Here is a 15,543-nt window from a genome sequence, read left to right as displayed (position 1 = left end):
TCAGGCGTAGCCGCCACCCGGCAAAAACAACAATGTAAAAGGAACTGAAGATGGCAACTCCTCACATTAATGCAGAAATGGGTGATTTCGCTGACGTCGTATTGATGCCGGGCGACCCGCTGCGCGCGAAGCACATTGCAGAAACCTTCCTCGAAGACGTGCGTGAAGTGAACAACGTTCGCGGCATGCTGGGCTTCACCGGTACCTACAAGGGCCGCAAAATCTCCGTGATGGGCCACGGTATGGGTATCCCATCCTGCTCTATCTACACCAAAGAGCTGATCACCGACTTCGGCGTGAAGAAAATCATCCGCGTTGGCTCCTGTGGTGCCGTACGCATGGATGTTAAGCTGCGCGACATCGTTATCGGTATGGGTGCCTGCACCGATTCCAAAGTTAACCGTATGCGTTTCAAAGATCATGACTTCGCTGCCATTGCAGACTTCGGCATGGTGCGTGACGCGGTTGACGCAGCAAAAGCGCTGGGCGTTGAGGCTCGCGTGGGTAACATCTTCTCTGCTGACCTGTTCTATGCACCGGACGGCGGCGAGATGTTCGACGTGATGGAGAAATACGGCATTCTGGGCGTGGAAATGGAAGCGGCGGGTATCTACGGCGTAGCGGCTGAGTTTGGTGCGAAAGCGCTGACCATCTGCACCGTGTCTGACCACATCCGTACCCACGAGCAGACCACCGCTGCCGAGCGTCAGACCACCTTCAACGACATGATCAAAATCGCGCTGGAATCCGTTCTGCTGGGCGATAAAGAGTAAGCGCTGTTGTGCCGGGTGGCGGCTACGCCTGACCCGGCCTACGGTTTTGTAGGCCCGCTAAGCGCATCGCCAGCGGGCTTTTTTACTAGCGCACGGCCTGTGCAATCCATGCTGACAAATCCCTTAACTCTTTTTCCTGCTCCGGGAAATCCCCAATCAACGCGTCGCATTCCTGCTGCAGCATATCCGCCCGGTACAAACAGCCCTGTAAGCGTGCCGCGAGTGCTTCCAGCGGTGCCGGATTAAGACTGTCCGTAAACACCTGCGTGCGGGTGATATGACCTTTCTCCACGTCGAAGTGCAGCTCCACGCCGCCCCAGGTAAAACGCTCATCCAGCAGATGGGAAAATGCAGGAGCCTGACCGAAGTTCCACTCCCAACTGCTCTGGCGGGCAAAGGTTTCGGCGAAGTTTGGCAGGTCCGGGGTCTTATCCGGTGAGATCGCTTCTGCTTCCACGCGCTCGCCGTAATGCGCAAAGAACGCCTCGCGCACGGCCTCACAGATTTGCTCATGGGTAATTCCAGGCAGCAGTTCGACCAGATTTGCCACGCGACCGCGCACGGAGGTAATCCCTTTGGCCTGCAGTTTTTTCTTGTCGGGATTCAGGTAGTTAGCCAGGCGGCTGAGATCCGCGTTAAGCAGAAGGGTACCGTGGTGGAACCCGCGATCCATTGTTTCGCGGTAGGCTGAGCCGGACACTTTACGATCCCCGTCCGGCGTTTTGACCACCAGATCGTTACGCCCGGAGGCTTCTGCCGTCACGCCGAGTGAATTGAGCGCGTTGAGAACGATGGACGTTGAGATAGTTTTGTCGTATTCCGGTTTACCCGCCATAAAGGTAAAGCAGGTATTGCCCAGATCGTGAAACACCGCGCCGCCGCCGCTGCTGCGACGCGCGAGGCGCACGTTGTCCTCTTCCATACGCCGCGTATTGCACTCTTTCCACGGGTTTTGTGCGCGACCGATGACCACCGTATCGGCGTTACGCCAGAGAAACAGGACGCGCTGGGTGGCGGGCATCTGGCGGAAAATGCACTCTTCAACCGCGAGATTAAACCAGGGATCGTAAGAGTCAGAGATAAGCAGGCGTAACGTCGTCATGGCAGAGTTCCTTTTCCGAATCATTTGCCTACTTTATCACTAATCTTTCTTCTCGCTCTCTTCGTCTTCGGGGACGGATCTGCTGGCGGTCAGCAGGAACGGTGACTGCTGCCAGCGCGAGCGTTTGCCCCGAAGCAGGGTACGCGCCAGAACAACGCCGATGGCGAGTGAAAGTAGCAGCATCAGGCGCAGAATGTTGGTGGTATTATCGACCTGTTTGGCTTCGGTTGGCAGGGTGTGAGTATCAAGGGTCAGGCGCAGATAGCCCAGCGGACCATTCTTCCCCTGAATAGGTTCGACGATCTGCTGGTTGAAATAGCCTCCGGCTTTTTTACCGTCCAGCGCCAGCCTGTCGCGCACGTCGACGTGCTCGCCCGCGCGGGCAATCAGGTTGCCTTGCTCATCATAGACACCGGCATCAAGAATGCGGCTGTTCTCCGTGAGCAGGCGTAAAACCTGGCCTATCCGCTTATCGTCCGGCGTTTCTGTACGCATGGACGGCGCGACGTTGAGCGTCACCTGGCGTGCCAGCGTGCGGGCCAGTTCTTCAAACTGCGGGTTGCGTTGCCGTTGATGATTCTGGCTAAACCACGATGCCCCTTGCATCAGCACCACCAAGAGTGCGAGACAGGAGAGGACAATCACGGCGCGATGGAGCCGGAATTTCAGTTTTGCGCGAGCCATATTCCACCTGCTGAAAATTTACGGCTTAATGTTGCCAGAAGTGATGGTTACAGGGTAGCCTCATGCGTTATTTTCCCTCTGCAACCTTCCGGCGCGAACGAAATTACAGGAGCTTTAATGCCGAACATTACCTGGTGTGACCTGCCAACGGATGTCTCTTTATGGCCAGGATTGCCGCTCTCTTTAAGTGGCGATGAGGTGATGCCTCTGGATTACCACGCCGGTCGTAGCGGCTGGCTCCTCTACGGACGCGGTCTGGATAAGCAACGCCTGACCCAGTATCAAAGCAAGCTAGGCGCCGCGATGGTTATCGTTGCCGCCTGGTGCGTGGAAGACTACCAGGTCATTCGCCTGGCCGGTTCCCTGACGCAGCGCGCAACGCGTCTGGCGCATGACGCCGGGCTGGACGTCGCGCCGCTGGGTAAAATTCCGCACCTGAAAACGCCGGGTCTGCTGGTCATGGACATGGACTCTACGGCGATCCAGATCGAATGTATCGACGAGATTGCGAAACTGGCGGGCAGCGGCGAGCTGGTGGCGGAAGTCACCGAGCGTGCGATGCGCGGCGAGCTGGACTTCACCGCCAGCCTGCGACAGCGCGTGGCGACTCTGAAAGGGGCCGATGCCAACATACTGCGTCAGGTGCGCGATGTGCTGCCGCTGATGCCAGGGCTGACGCAGCTGGTGCTGAAGCTGCAGTCGCTGGGCTGGAAAGTGGCGATTGCCTCCGGTGGCTTTACCTTCTTCGCGGATTATCTGCGGGAAAAACTGCATCTGACCACCGTGGTGGCCAACGAGCTCGAAATCATGGACGGCAAGCTGACCGGCCAGGTGATTGGCGATATTGTGGATGCCCAGTACAAAGCCAACACCCTGACCCGTCTGGCGGAAAAATATGAAATTCCGGTTGTTCAGACCGTCGCCATCGGGGACGGCGCGAACGACCTGCCGATGATCAAAGTAGCCGGTCTTGGCATTGCCTACCATGCCAAGCCAAAAGTGAATGAAAAGACGGAAGTCACTATCCGTCATGCTGACCTTATGGGGGTGTTCTGCATTCTCTCCGGCAGCCTTAATCAGAAATAACGGTCTGCTTTGTAGGCCGGGTAAGCGTAAGCGCCACCCGGCACGCAGGCCGCACAGAAACAACGAGGTAAACCGTGGCGAAAGCTCCAAAACGCGCATTTGTCTGTAATGAATGTGGTGCGGATTATCCGCGCTGGCAGGGGCAATGCAGCGCCTGTCATGCCTGGAACACCATCACCGAAGTGCGTGGTGTGGCGGCTTCGCCGAGCGTAGCCCGCAACGAACGCCTGAGCGGCTATGCCGGTAATGCGGGCGTGGCAAAAGTGCAAAAACTCTCGGACATCAGCCTGGAGGAACTGCCGCGCTTTTCCACCGGATTCAAAGAGTTTGACCGCGTGCTCGGCGGCGGCGTGGTGCCGGGCAGCGCGATTCTTATCGGCGGTAACCCCGGCGCGGGTAAGTCGACCCTGCTGCTGCAAACGCTCTGCAAGCTCGCTGAACAGATGAAAACCCTGTACGTCACGGGCGAAGAGTCGCTGCAGCAGGTGGCGATGCGCGCGCACCGTCTGGGCCTGCCTACCGGCAACCTGAACATGCTGTCGGAAACCAGCATCGAGCAGATCTGCATGATCGCCGAAGAAGAGCAGCCGAAGCTGATGGTGATCGACTCCATCCAGGTGATGCATATGGCGGACATTCAGTCCTCGCCGGGCAGCGTGGCGCAGGTGCGTGAAACGGCGGCCTACCTGACGCGCTTTGCCAAAACGCGCGGCGTGGCGATCGTGATGGTCGGCCACGTCACCAAAGACGGCTCGCTGGCGGGGCCGAAAGTGCTCGAACACTGTATCGACTGCTCCGTAATGCTCGACGGCGACGCGGATTCCCGTTTCCGCACCCTGCGCAGCCATAAAAACCGCTTTGGGGCGGTGAACGAACTGGGCGTGTTTGCCATGACCGAGCAGGGGCTGCGTGAAGTCAGCAACCCGTCGGCCATCTTCCTGAGTCGGGGAGATGAAATCACCTCCGGCAGTTCGGTAATGGTGCTGTGGGAAGGGACGCGCCCGCTGCTTGTCGAAATTCAGGCGCTGGTGGACGTGTCGATGATGGGCAACCCGCGGCGCGTGGCGGTCGGTCTGGAACAGAACCGTCTGGCAATTCTGCTGGCGGTGCTGCACCGTCACGGCGGGCTGCAGATGGCGGATCAGGACGTTTTCGTTAACGTAGTGGGCGGCGTCAAAGTCACGGAGACCAGCGCTGACCTGGCGCTGCTGCTGGCTATGGTCTCCAGCCTGCGTGACAGACCGCTGCCGCAGGATCTGGTGGTGTTTGGTGAAGTCGGCCTCGCCGGGGAGATCCGTCCGGTGCCAAGCGGGCAGGAGCGTATCTCCGAGGCGGCAAAACATGGTTTCCGTCGGGCTATCGTTCCGGCCGCTAACGTGCCGAAAAAAATCCCGGAAGGGATGCAGGTATTTGGCGTGAAAAAACTCGCAGATGCGTTAAATGTCTTTGACGACTTATAATTACGTATTCGATTTTGCAGGAGGCACCGTAATTTATGTCATCATTTGACTACATCAAAACCGCAATCCGTCAGAAAGGCTGTACGCTACAGCAGGTGGCGGACGCCAGCGGTATGACCAAAGGCTACCTTAGCCAACTGCTGAACGCCAAAATCAAAAGCCCCAGCGCGCAAAAGCTGGAAGCGCTGCACCGCTTTCTGGGGCTTGAATTCCCGCGTATGCAAAAGAATATCGGCGTGGTGTTTGGCAAGTTTTACCCACTGCATACCGGGCATATCTATCTGATCCAGCGCGCCTGTAGCCAGGTGGATGAACTGCACATCATCATGGGGTACGACGAAACGCGCGATCGCCAGCTGTTTGAAGACAGCGCCATGTCGCAGCAGCCGACCGTGCCTGACCGCCTGCGCTGGCTGCTCCAGACCTTTAAGTACCAAAAAAATATTCGCATTCATGCCTTCAATGAAGAGGGTATGGAGCCCTACCCGCACGGCTGGGACGTGTGGAGCAATGGCATCAAAGCGTTTATGGAAGAGAAGGGTATTGCGCCTAACTGGATCTATACCTCTGAAGAGTCCGATGCGCCGCAGTTCCGCGAGCATCTGGGCATCGAAACCGTGCTTATCGATCCGAAGCGCACCTTCATGAACATCAGCGGGGCGCAGATCCGCGAAAATCCGTTCCGCTACTGGGATTATATCCCGACCGAAGTGAAGCCATTCTTTGTGCGCACCGTTGCGATCCTGGGCGGCGAGTCGAGCGGGAAATCAACGCTGGTCAATAAGCTGGCGAATATCTTCAACACCACCAGCGCATGGGAGTACGGGCGCGATTATGTCTTCTCCCATCTGGGCGGTGATGAGATGGCGCTGCAGTATTCCGACTACGACAAAATTGCGCTCGGGCACGCTCAGTACATTGATTTCGCGGTGAAATACGCCAACAAAGTGGCGTTTATCGATACCGATTTCGTCACCACGCAGGCGTTCTGTAAAAAATACGAGGGGCGTGAGCACCCGTTCGTGCAGGCGCTGATTGACGAATATCGCTTTGACCTGGTGATCCTGCTGGAAAACAATACTCCGTGGGTCGCTGATGGCATGCGCAGCCTCGGCAGCTCCGTGGACAGACGTGAGTTCCAGACCATGCTGGTGGATATGCTCAATGAGAACAACGTTGAGTTTGTGCATGTGGAAGAGTCGGACTACGACTCCCGTTTCCTGCGCTGCGTCGAGCTGGTGAAGGAGATGATGGGGGAGCAGGGGTAAGCTTTAACCTCCCTCTCCCGGTGGGAGAGGGTTAGGGTGAGGGAATCACCACTCAATACTCAACCACTACTTTCCCGCGCATATGCCCGTCCAGCACTTTACGGTGCGCCTCGGTAATGCTTTCCACGCTCAGCCCGTGCTGTGTTTCACTTAGCGAACTTTCCACCACGCCAGTATCCACCAGCTTCGCCACCTCATTGAGGATCTCGCCCTGACGCGCCATATCAGCGGTCTGGTACATGCTGCGGGTGTACATAAACTCCCAGTGCAGGGCGGCGGATTTGGATTTCAGCTTGTCCTGGTTCAGCGGATGCGCGTTCTCAACGATGGAACAGATATGCCCCTGAGGAGCAATCAGTTCGCTGACCGCATCCCAGTGCCCGTCGGTGTCATTGAGGATGAAAATGTAATCCACAAAGGTGAGCCCCTCTTTCGCCAGCTCGCCTTTCAGGTCGCGGTAGTTCACCACCACGTCTGCACCGCGGTCGCGGCACCACCGGGCAGAATCTTCCCGGGAAGCCGTCGCGACGATCTTCACCTTGCTGTTGTGCTTCGCAAACGGGATCGCCAGCGAGCCAACCCCACCCGCACCGCCGATGATCAGCAGCGTTTTTTCCGCGCCGGCATCCTGAATGTTAAGCCGTTCAAACAGGCCTTCCCATGCGGTGAGTGCAGTCAAGGGCAGTGCAGCGGCAGCCGCCCAGCCGAGGCTGGCAGGCTTGCGCCCGACAATACGCGCATCAATCAGCTGATGCGTGGTGTTACTGCCCGGGCGGGTGATATCGCCCGCGTACCACACTTCATCTCCCGGCTTGAATCCGGTGACGCCCGTTCCAACGGCTTTGACGATCCCGCTGGCATCCCACCCCAGCACGCGCGGCGCTTTCAGTCCGTTTTTGGCAATGTTCGCATGCACCTTGGTGTCTACCGGGTTTACGGAGACGGCTTTCACCTCCACCAACAGATCGTGCTCACCAGGCTGTGGCATCGGCAGGGTGATTTCAATAAACGTGGAGGGATTTTCTGGGTTAACGGCGATGGCTTTAACTGACATGGTGTGCTCCTCAATGGAATGCGTTTTGTTGAGGCTAGTCTATTTACTGGTCAGCTGCATGATAAGATGGACAATCAAGAACTCAGCGTTCGTACAGGATGAACAATCATGTTTAAACAGCTGCAGGACATGGCGCTGTTTGCGCTGGTTGCAGAGATGGGCAGCTTTACCGCTGCGGCACACAAAGCGGAACTGCCGAAATCCAGCGTGAGCCAGCGGATTAGCCAGCTGGAGCAGCAGGTGGGTATTCGCCTGCTTAACCGCACCACGCGCAGGTTGAACCTGACGTTTGCGGGCGAGCACTATCTGGTGCACTGTCGTGAAATGCTGGCGGCCAGCGAGCGGGCGGAGTACGCGATTCAGCGCCTGCGCGAAAATCCCAGCGGACGGCTTCGTATCACCTGCCCGGCAGGGATTGGGGCCACGCTGCTGGCGCATATGAATGCCGAGTTCCAGCTTCGCTATCCCGACGTTTCGCTCGACGTTTCCATTTCTGACGACGTGCTCGATCTGGTCGAGTCTGGCTTTGACGTGGCGCTGCGTACCGGTAAGCCGCAGGACTCCTCTCTGATTGGCCGTATGATTGGCCACTGCCCGCGCTATATGATGGCCTCGCCGGCGTACCTGGCCCGTCGGGAACCGCTAACGCATCCCCGTCAGCTGGTGGAGCACCGCTGCATTACCCACAAAGCCTGGTCTGAGTGGCTTCTGCGAAGCGAGAGCGAGGATTACCGCTACCTGCCGGATAACGCCCATCTGACGGATAACCTGGTCTACGCCCGTGAGTGCGCGATGGCCGGCGCGGGGATCACGCTGCTTCCGGCTTTTTTGCTGGAAGATAAGATCGAGAAAGGGGCGCTGGTGCAGGTGCTGCCGGAGTGGAACGTCGAAGGAAACGATCTGTGGCTAGCCTATCCGAGCCGTAAGCTCAACTCGCCCGCACTGATGAGTTATATCGACTTTGCAATGCAGTTTGATGAGGTGAAGCGGTATTACGTGGGGAGGTGAAATTGCCGGGTGGCGGCTTCACCTTACCCGGCCTACAAACTGCACAGAATCGTAGGCCGGGTAAGCGCTAGCGCCACCCGGCTTGTTGGCACTTACTTAGCAATACGCTTGTACTTAATACGCTTCGGCTCCAGAGCGTCTGCGCCCAGCGTGCGTTTCTTGTACTCTTCGTATTCGGTGAAGTTACCTTCGAAGAACTCCACTTTACCTTCGTCCTGGTAGTCCAGAATGTGGGTCGCGATACGGTCGAGGAACCAGCGGTCGTGCGAGATAACCATCGCACAGCCCGGGAACTCCAGCAGGGCGTTTTCCAGCGCGCGCAGGGTTTCGATATCCAGGTCGTTGGTTGGTTCATCGAGCAGCAGTACGTTACCGCCCACCTGCAGCAGCTTCGCCAGGTGCAGACGACCACGCTCACCGCCGGACAGCTCGCCCACGCGTTTGCCCTGGTCGGTGCCTTTGAAGTTAAAGCGGCCAACATAGGCGCGGCTTGGCATCTCGGTGTTGCCGATACGCATGATATCCAGACCGCCGGAAACTTCTTCCCACACGGTTTTGCTGTTATCCATCGCGTCACGGAACTGGTCAACGGACGCCAGCTTCACGGTTTCACCCAGGGTGATAGAACCGCTGTCTGGCTGCTCCTGACCGGACATCATGCGGAACAGGGTCGATTTACCCGCGCCGTTCGGACCGATGATGCCAACGATAGCGCCTTTCGGTACGGAGAAGGTCAGGTCGTCGATCAGCAGACGGTCGCCGTAGGACTTACGCAGGTTGGTCACTTCAACCACTTTATCCCCCAGACGTGCTCCAGGTGGAATAAACAGTTCGTTGGTTTCGTTACGTTTCTGGTATTCGGTGTTGTTAAGCTCTTCAAAGCGTGCCAGACGGGCTTTGCCCTTAGACTGACGGCCTTTCGCGCCCTGACGAACCCACTCCAGCTCTTTCTCGATAGACTTACGACGCGCCGCTTCCTGAGACGCTTCCTGCGCCAGACGCTGATCTTTCTGCTCCAGCCAGGAGGAGTAGTTGCCTTCCCATGGAATGCCTTCGCCACGGTCCAGCTCCAGGATCCAGCCTGCGACGTTGTCGAGGAAGTAACGGTCGTGGGTAATCGCCACCACGGTGCCTTCGAAGTCGTGCAGGAAGCGTTCCAGCCACGCCACGGATTCTGCATCCAGGTGGTTGGTTGGTTCGTCAAGCAGCAGCATGTCTGGTTTTTCCAGCAGCAGGCGGCACAGTGCCACGCGGCGGCGTTCACCCCCGGAGAGCTTCTCAACTTTTGCATCCCAGTCCGGCAGACGCAGGGCATCCGCCGCGCGCTCCAGCTGCACGTTCAGGTTGTGACCATCATGCGCCTGGATAATCTCTTCATACTTGCCCTGTTGCGCGGCAAGCTTGTCGAAATCCGCATCCGGCTCGGCGTATTTGGCATACACTTCATCCAGACCTTTCAGCGCGTTAACCACTTCGGATACCGCTTCTTCGACGGACTCACGCACGGTGTGTTCCGGGTTCAGCTGAGGTTCCTGCGGCAGGTAGCCAATCTTGATACCTGGTTGCGGACGGGCTTCACCTTCGATGTCTGTATCAATGCCGGCCATGATGCGCAGCAGGGTGGACTTACCGGCACCGTTGAGACCCAGAACACCGATTTTTGCGCCCGGGAAGAAGCTCAGCGAGATATTTTTAAGAATATGACGTTTCGGCGGGACCACTTTGCCGACACGATGCATGGTATAAACGAATTGAGCCACGTTGGACTTCGCCTCTTTTATCGTGATGAGTATGGAATTTCAGCCTCGAAGTGTAGCCTTTTTCACGGCCTAATCCCAGCCAGGAACGTCGGGAGTGTTAAAACGCGCAAGAAAGGTAAAAAAGTGTCCACGACGTGGCGCGTTGCGGGATGCCTGGTTAGCATAAGTTAATTAAGCTTTGATGTGGCAAGACGCTGCAATTGATGAAAAAACAATGAGGAAGAGCTTGTGGAAAAAGCCAAACGGGTGGTCTGGCGTCTGCTGGCTGCCAGCATATGCGTAATGGCGGTAAGCCAGGCGGTGCATGCCGATTCACTGGATGAACAACGTAACCGCTACGCCCAAATTAAACAGGCGTGGGACAACAAGCAGATGGATACCGTACAGGCGCTGATGCCGACGCTAAAGGATTATCCGCTGTATCCGTATCTGGAGTATCGCCAGATCACGGACGATCTCATGAACCAACCCACCGTCACCGTGAATAATTTCATTCAGGCGAACCCAACTCTGCCGCCGGCACGGAATCTGCAGTCTCGTTTCGTTAACGAACTGGCGCGTCGTGAAGACTGGCGCGGACTGCTGGCGTTTAGCCCTGAAAAGCCAAACGCCACCGAAGCCCAGTGTAACTATTACTATGCGAAATGGGCCACCGGTCAGCAGGAAGAGGCCTGGGCCGGGGCGAAAGAGCTCTGGCTCACCGGGAAAAGCCAGCCAAACGCCTGTGATTCCCTGTTTGGCGCATGGCGTGCTTCCGGCAAGCAAGACCCGCTGGCCTACCTTGAGCGCATCCGTCTGGCGATGAAAGCCGGCAACACGCGGCTGGTAACCACGCTGGCGGGGCAAATGCCGTCCGATTACCAGACGATCTCCACCGCGGTTATCTCGCTGGCTAACGATCCGAACAGCGTGCTGACCTTTGCCCGCAGTACGGGGGCGACCGATTTTACCCGCCAGATGGCGGCGGTGGCCTTTGCCAGCGTGGCGCGCGACGATGTGGAAAACGCGCGGCTGATGATCCCGCAGCTGGTGCAGGCGCAGCAGCTCAATGAGGAGCAAACCCAGGAGCTGCGCGACATCGTGGCGTGGCGACTGATGGGCACCGATGTGACCGATGAACAGGCGCGCTGGCGAGACGATGCCATTATGCGTTCAAACTCCACCTCGCTGGTGGAACGCCGCGTGCGAATGGCGCTGGGTACGGGCGATCGCCGGGGGCTGAATACCTGGCTGGCGCGGTTGCCTATGGAAGCCAAAGAGAAGGACGAATGGCGCTACTGGCAGGCCGACCTGCTGATGGAGCGCGGTCGTGATGATGAAGCCAAAGAGATCCTCCATACGCTGATGCAGCAGCGCGGGTTCTACCCGATGGCGGCCGCGCAGCGCCTGGGCGAGGAGTACACCTTCCGCATTGATAAAGCGCCCGCGAACGCGAACCCGGCGCTGACCCAGGGTCCAGAAATGGCGCGCGTTCGCGAGCTAATGTACTGGAACATGGACAACACCGCGCGCAGCGAGTGGGCGAATCTGGTGACCAGCCGCACCACCGACGAGAAAGCCCAGCTTGCCCGCTATGCGTTTGATAATCACTGGTGGGATCTGAGCGTGCAGGCAACGATCGCCGGTAAGCTGTGGGATCATCTCGAAGAGCGTTTCCCGCTGGCTTATAAAGATCTTTTCGATCGCTACACCAGCGGCAAAGATATCCCGCAAAGCTACGCGATGGCGATTGCCCGTCAGGAGAGTGCGTGGAACCCGAAAGTCCGTTCCCCGGTGGGTGCCAGCGGTCTGATGCAGATCATGCCGGGTACGGCGACGCACACGGTGAAGATGTTTAATATTCCTGGGTACAGCAGCCCGTCACAGCTCCTGGATCCGGATACCAACATCAACATCGGTACCAGCTATCTCCAGTATGTGTATCAGCAGTTCGGCAATAACCGCATCTTCTCTTCGGCGGCGTATAACGCGGGTCCTGGGCGCGTGCGTACCTGGCTTGGCAACAGCGCCGGGCGCATCGATGCCGTGGCGTTTGTCGAGAGCATCCCCTTCTCGGAAACGCGCGGATACGTGAAAAACGTGCTGGCGTATGATGCCTACTATCGCTACTTCATGGGGCAGAAAGATACCCTGATGAGCGATGCCGAGTGGCAGAGACGTTACTGATCGGCGTGGGTTGTGTTATGCTGTACTCGCTAATGAGTACAAGAGGCAGCATAACATGACCCAGCATTCCCCGTATTCCTCGGCAATGGCCGAACAACGTCATCAGGAGTGGCTTCGTTTTGTGGAGTTGCTTCGCCAGTCTTACGATCAGGATTTGCATTTACCCCTGATGCAGCTGATGCTCACGCCGGATGAGCGTGAGGCGCTCGGCACACGCGTGCGGATCATTGAAGAGTTGCTGCGCGGTGAGATGAGCCAGCGCGAGCTGAAAAATGAGCTCGGCGCGGGTATCGCAACGATTACCCGTGGGTCGAACAGCCTGAAGTCGGCACCGGTTGAGCTGCGCCAGTGGCTGGAAGCGGTATTGCTGAAAAACGCCGGATAACGGCTTCGCCCGTTCCGGCCTACACGCTTACCGATAAATCGCGTTATGGAACGGGCTTAACGCCAGGATCACCGCCTGGTGATAAACACCAGAACGCGTCAGCGCGCCTGCGGTAAAGACGCCAATGGCCCCTTCTTTACGGCCAATCTCATCAATGCCGGTGTACTGCGACATCACCGGCCCGAGCGCTTCACCCGCACGGACTTTATCCAGAATGATCTCCGGCAGCGGCAGGGTGGCCGAACGCGCTTCACCACGCTGTTCACGGCTTTCGATCACCACCCAGCTAAAGGTTGCGCCTTCGTCGATACCGGCTTCAATGGCTACCCAAAAGTCAGCATCCGGTGCGGCAACCCTGGCATTTGTCACGCGATTTCGTGCGCCAGCGCGCGTTTCCTCACTGCCAAACGGCTGTTCAGGAACGCCACTCTCGACGCCGATGGCCTCAATATGGCAGGATCCTGCGCCGAAGATCTCTTCAAATGCCCTTAGAATTGCCTGAATTTTGGCAGGATTAGTGGTAGCAGAGACAACATGGTGCATAATTAAGCTCGATTCAAAAAAACTCATCGCAGTATAACGGAAAAAAAGCATGTTACAGGTATACCTTGTTCGCCACGGTGAAACGCAGTGGAACGCCGAGCGACGTATTCAAGGCCAGTCAGACAGTCCTCTCACTGAGAAGGGTGTGCAGCAAGCGTGGCAGGTGGCAGAGCGTGCCAGAACGCTGGGCATTACCCACGTCATTACCAGCGATTTAGGTCGCACACAGCAGACGGCGCGCATCATCGCAGACGCCTGCGGCTGTGACGTCATGCTTGAGCCGCGCCTGCGCGAGCTGGATATGGGCGTGCTGGAAAAACGCCATATCGATACGCTGACGGAAACGGAAGAGGGCTGGCGTCGCACGCTGGTGAACGGCACCGAAGATGGCCGTATCCCTGAGGGGGAATCCATGCAGGAGCTCAGCGTACGTATGCATGCTGCCCTGGCGGAGTGTCTGAAGCTTCCGGCAGGAAGCCGTCCGCTGCTGGTGAGTCACGGGATTGCGTTGGGTTGCCTGGTGAGCACCATTCTGGGGTTACCGGCTTATGCTGAGCGTCGTTTGCGTCTGCGCAACTGCTCGATTTCCCGGATTGATTACCAGGAGAGCGCGTGGCTGGCGTCGGGCTGGGTAGTGGAGATGGCAGGGGACATTTCGCATCTCGATGCCCCTGCGCTTGACGAACTGCAGCGTTAACGACGTATTGGAATCAAGAATTCCATACGCAGATTGATTGGGCCTTCTTCCGGTTTAGCATCCTGCGCCGGGTAGTAGCGCTCAATGTCCTGACCTTTACGGCGATTCAGATTCAGCATCGGCATGCAGGTCCCGTAAACGGTCAGGATGAACTCCTGAACCCCCGTTCCCAGCCCTTCATAGGCGAACATGACGTACTCGCCGCCTTCCAGCACGACAGGCTTCGAACCCTGAATGTAGCCATTGGCCATATCTGGCGTCAGCGCGGTGGTGTAGAACACCTCCTGCTCGTCGTCTTTTTCCTGGCTCGGGTGCGTTTCGTTGAGACCATACAGAATCGGCGGGATCGCCGGCGCGTGGCTCAGGAAGTCGCGCCAGAACTGGACGCGCATCTGATGACGGAATTCAGAAATCTGCTCCAGGGAGCACGAGTAACTCTGCGTCGTGCCGATCAGATGGGTTTCAGGCAACGTGACAATTTCGTATTTCGGCATCGCGAACTCGCCCAGACGCAGCGGCGGACGCATGCCAAACGAGCTCCAGTCTGGCGAGCGACGATAAAGCGCTGGCGTCAACGAGAACTGTTTTTTAAAGGCGCGGGTGAAGGTCTGCTGCGAATCGAAACGATATTGCAGGGCAATATCCAGAATCGGTCGCGCGGTCAGGCGCAATGCCACCGCAGATTTTGACAGACGACGTGCGCGGATATAGGCCCCGATAGCATGACCGGTGACATCCTTGAACATCCTTTGCAGATGCCACTTGGAATAGCCTGCTTTAGCCGCCACATTATCCAGTGACAAAGGCTGGTCGAGATGACCTTCCAGCCAGGTGAGCAGGTCGCGAATAATTCCAGCCTGATCCATATACTATCCTCATCCTTAAAACAGCAGGTGCCTGATAACAGGTTAGCGGATAATAGCATTTTTTGATGTTTTAGCATTCAGTGTTTTTTTTGCGCATTCATGCTTTTTAGAGCACATTACAGGCAGATATATTCTAATCCTGTGATCTTGCTACATTTTTGTCTAAAGTGTTGAATAATCGCTCAGTGTAATTTTAAAGAATGGTAACAATATGAAATACAAGACTTTGATCTTCACCGCATTGATGTTGATGGTCGCGCGCGTCGCGCAGGCGGAACAGATTGGTTCCGTCGATACCGTGTTCAAAATGTTCGGCCCGGACCACAAAATTGTGGTGGAAGCGTTTGACGATCCGGACGTGAAAAACGTCACCTGCTATGTCAGTCGCGCGAAAACGGGCGGTATCAAAGGCGGCCTGGGGCTGGCGGAAGATACCTCCGATGCGGCGATCTCCTGCCAGCAGGTGGGCCCGGTTGAATTGAGCGATAAAATTAAAAACGGTAAAGCGCAGGGCGACGTGGTGTTCCAGAAACGGACCTCGCTGGTATTCAAAAAGCTGCAGGTTGTGCGTTTCTACGATGCGAAACGCAATACGCTGGCTTACCTGGCCTATTCCGACAAAGTGGTGGAAGGCTCACCGAAAAACGCGATCAGCGCGGTGCCGATTATGCCGTGGCATTAATTCAGGGAT

15 protein-coding genes are annotated in these 15,543 nt (G+C 57.1%); 9 read left to right on the top strand and 6 right to left on the bottom strand.

The genetic code is table 11. The annotated features are described in order from the left end of the window. The first annotated feature begins 50 nt into the window (after positions 1-50). The gene (deoD, locus tag PYW49_RS16185; protein ID WP_010427122.1) at positions 51-773 is read left to right on the top strand and encodes a purine-nucleoside phosphorylase; all 723 of its coding nucleotides are present in this window, start codon (positions 51-53) and stop codon (positions 771-773) included. 85 nt (positions 774-858) lie between these two features. On the opposite strand, the gene lplA is transcribed toward deoD, so the two are convergent. Continuing rightward, positions 859-1,875 carry a lipoate--protein ligase LplA gene (gene lplA / locus PYW49_RS16180; RefSeq protein WP_134349593.1) on the bottom strand — a complete coding sequence of 339 codons (1,017 nt, stop codon included), beginning with the start codon at positions 1,873-1,875 and terminating at the stop codon, positions 859-861. Between the two features lie 39 nt (positions 1,876-1,914). Then, positions 1,915-2,559 carry a YtjB family periplasmic protein gene (locus PYW49_RS16175; RefSeq protein ID WP_320386957.1) on the bottom strand — a complete coding sequence of 215 codons (645 nt, stop codon included), beginning with the start codon at positions 2,557-2,559 and terminating at the stop codon, positions 1,915-1,917. Between the two features lie 117 nt (positions 2,560-2,676). On the opposite strand from PYW49_RS16175, the gene serB reads away from it, so the two are divergent. The 3 genes from serB (at position 2,677) to nadR (ending at position 6,373) form a co-directional block, all read left to right on the top strand. Beyond that, positions 2,677-3,645: a phosphoserine phosphatase gene (gene serB / locus PYW49_RS16170; protein ID WP_032643996.1), complete on the top strand. Its 969-nt coding sequence runs from the start codon at positions 2,677-2,679 to the stop codon at positions 3,643-3,645. Between the two features lie 74 nt (positions 3,646-3,719). Beyond that, positions 3,720-5,105 (top strand): DNA repair protein RadA, encoded by a 1,386-nt coding sequence (gene radA, locus PYW49_RS16165; RefSeq protein ID WP_014068810.1) that lies wholly within the window; start codon positions 3,720-3,722, stop codon positions 5,103-5,105. A 35-nt stretch (positions 5,106-5,140) separates the two neighbouring features. Then, positions 5,141-6,373 carry a multifunctional transcriptional regulator/nicotinamide-nucleotide adenylyltransferase/ribosylnicotinamide kinase NadR gene (nadR, locus tag PYW49_RS16160; protein WP_032643997.1) on the top strand — a complete coding sequence of 411 codons (1,233 nt, stop codon included), beginning with the start codon at positions 5,141-5,143 and terminating at the stop codon, positions 6,371-6,373. A 52-nt stretch (positions 6,374-6,425) separates the two neighbouring features. Here the strand turns inward: nadR and PYW49_RS16155 are convergent, their stop codons facing one another. Further along, positions 6,426-7,427, bottom strand: coding sequence for a zinc-binding alcohol dehydrogenase family protein (locus tag PYW49_RS16155; RefSeq protein WP_320386956.1), 1,002 nt, complete (start codon positions 7,425-7,427; stop codon positions 6,426-6,428). A gap of 108 nt (positions 7,428-7,535) precedes the next feature. Between PYW49_RS16155 and PYW49_RS16150 the strand changes: the two genes are divergently transcribed. Further along, positions 7,536-8,435 (top strand): LysR family transcriptional regulator, encoded by a 900-nt coding sequence (locus PYW49_RS16150; protein WP_320386955.1) that lies wholly within the window; start codon positions 7,536-7,538, stop codon positions 8,433-8,435. A 92-nt stretch (positions 8,436-8,527) separates the two neighbouring features. On the opposite strand, the gene ettA is transcribed toward PYW49_RS16150, so the two are convergent. After that, positions 8,528-10,195, bottom strand: coding sequence for an energy-dependent translational throttle protein EttA (gene ettA, locus PYW49_RS16145; RefSeq protein WP_063143296.1), 1,668 nt, complete (start codon positions 10,193-10,195; stop codon positions 8,528-8,530). Positions 10,196-10,423: 228 nt separating this feature from the next. On the opposite strand from ettA, the gene sltY reads away from it, so the two are divergent. Both sltY and trpR read left to right on the top strand, forming a co-directional pair. Further along, complete coding sequence (sltY, locus tag PYW49_RS16140) at positions 10,424-12,361, top strand: murein transglycosylase (RefSeq protein ID WP_320386954.1); 1,938 nt, start codon at positions 10,424-10,426, stop codon at positions 12,359-12,361. A 55-nt stretch (positions 12,362-12,416) separates the two neighbouring features. Continuing rightward, positions 12,417-12,746: a trp operon repressor gene (trpR, locus tag PYW49_RS16135; protein WP_047346298.1), complete on the top strand. Its 330-nt coding sequence runs from the start codon at positions 12,417-12,419 to the stop codon at positions 12,744-12,746. Positions 12,747-12,773: 27 nt separating this feature from the next. Here the strand turns inward: trpR and yjjX are convergent, their stop codons facing one another. Beyond that, positions 12,774-13,289, bottom strand: a complete 516-nt coding sequence (yjjX, locus tag PYW49_RS16130) for an inosine/xanthosine triphosphatase (protein WP_320386953.1) — start codon at positions 13,287-13,289, stop codon at positions 12,774-12,776. A 49-nt stretch (positions 13,290-13,338) separates the two neighbouring features. Here yjjX and gpmB point away from each other — a divergent pair, with 49 nt between their 5' ends. Next, complete coding sequence (gpmB, locus tag PYW49_RS16125) at positions 13,339-13,986, top strand: 2,3-diphosphoglycerate-dependent phosphoglycerate mutase GpmB (RefSeq protein WP_008502057.1); 648 nt, start codon at positions 13,339-13,341, stop codon at positions 13,984-13,986. Here gpmB and robA read toward each other — a convergent pair. After that, positions 13,983-14,852 carry an MDR efflux pump AcrAB transcriptional activator RobA gene (gene robA / locus PYW49_RS16120; RefSeq protein ID WP_025758049.1) on the bottom strand — a complete coding sequence of 290 codons (870 nt, stop codon included), beginning with the start codon at positions 14,850-14,852 and terminating at the stop codon, positions 13,983-13,985. The genes gpmB and robA overlap by 4 nt on opposite strands. A 211-nt stretch (positions 14,853-15,063) precedes the next feature. On the opposite strand from robA, the gene creA reads away from it, so the two are divergent. Continuing rightward, the gene (creA, locus tag PYW49_RS16115) at positions 15,064-15,534 is read left to right on the top strand and encodes a protein CreA (protein WP_134349600.1); all 471 of its coding nucleotides are present in this window, start codon (positions 15,064-15,066) and stop codon (positions 15,532-15,534) included. Positions 15,535-15,543: the final 9 nt, after the last annotated feature.

It is taken from the genome of Enterobacter chinensis, from assembly GCF_034008295.1.
Classification (GTDB): domain Bacteria; phylum Pseudomonadota; class Gammaproteobacteria; order Enterobacterales; family Enterobacteriaceae; genus Enterobacter; species Enterobacter chinensis.
This window is presented reverse-complemented; position numbering and strand designations above follow the sequence as displayed.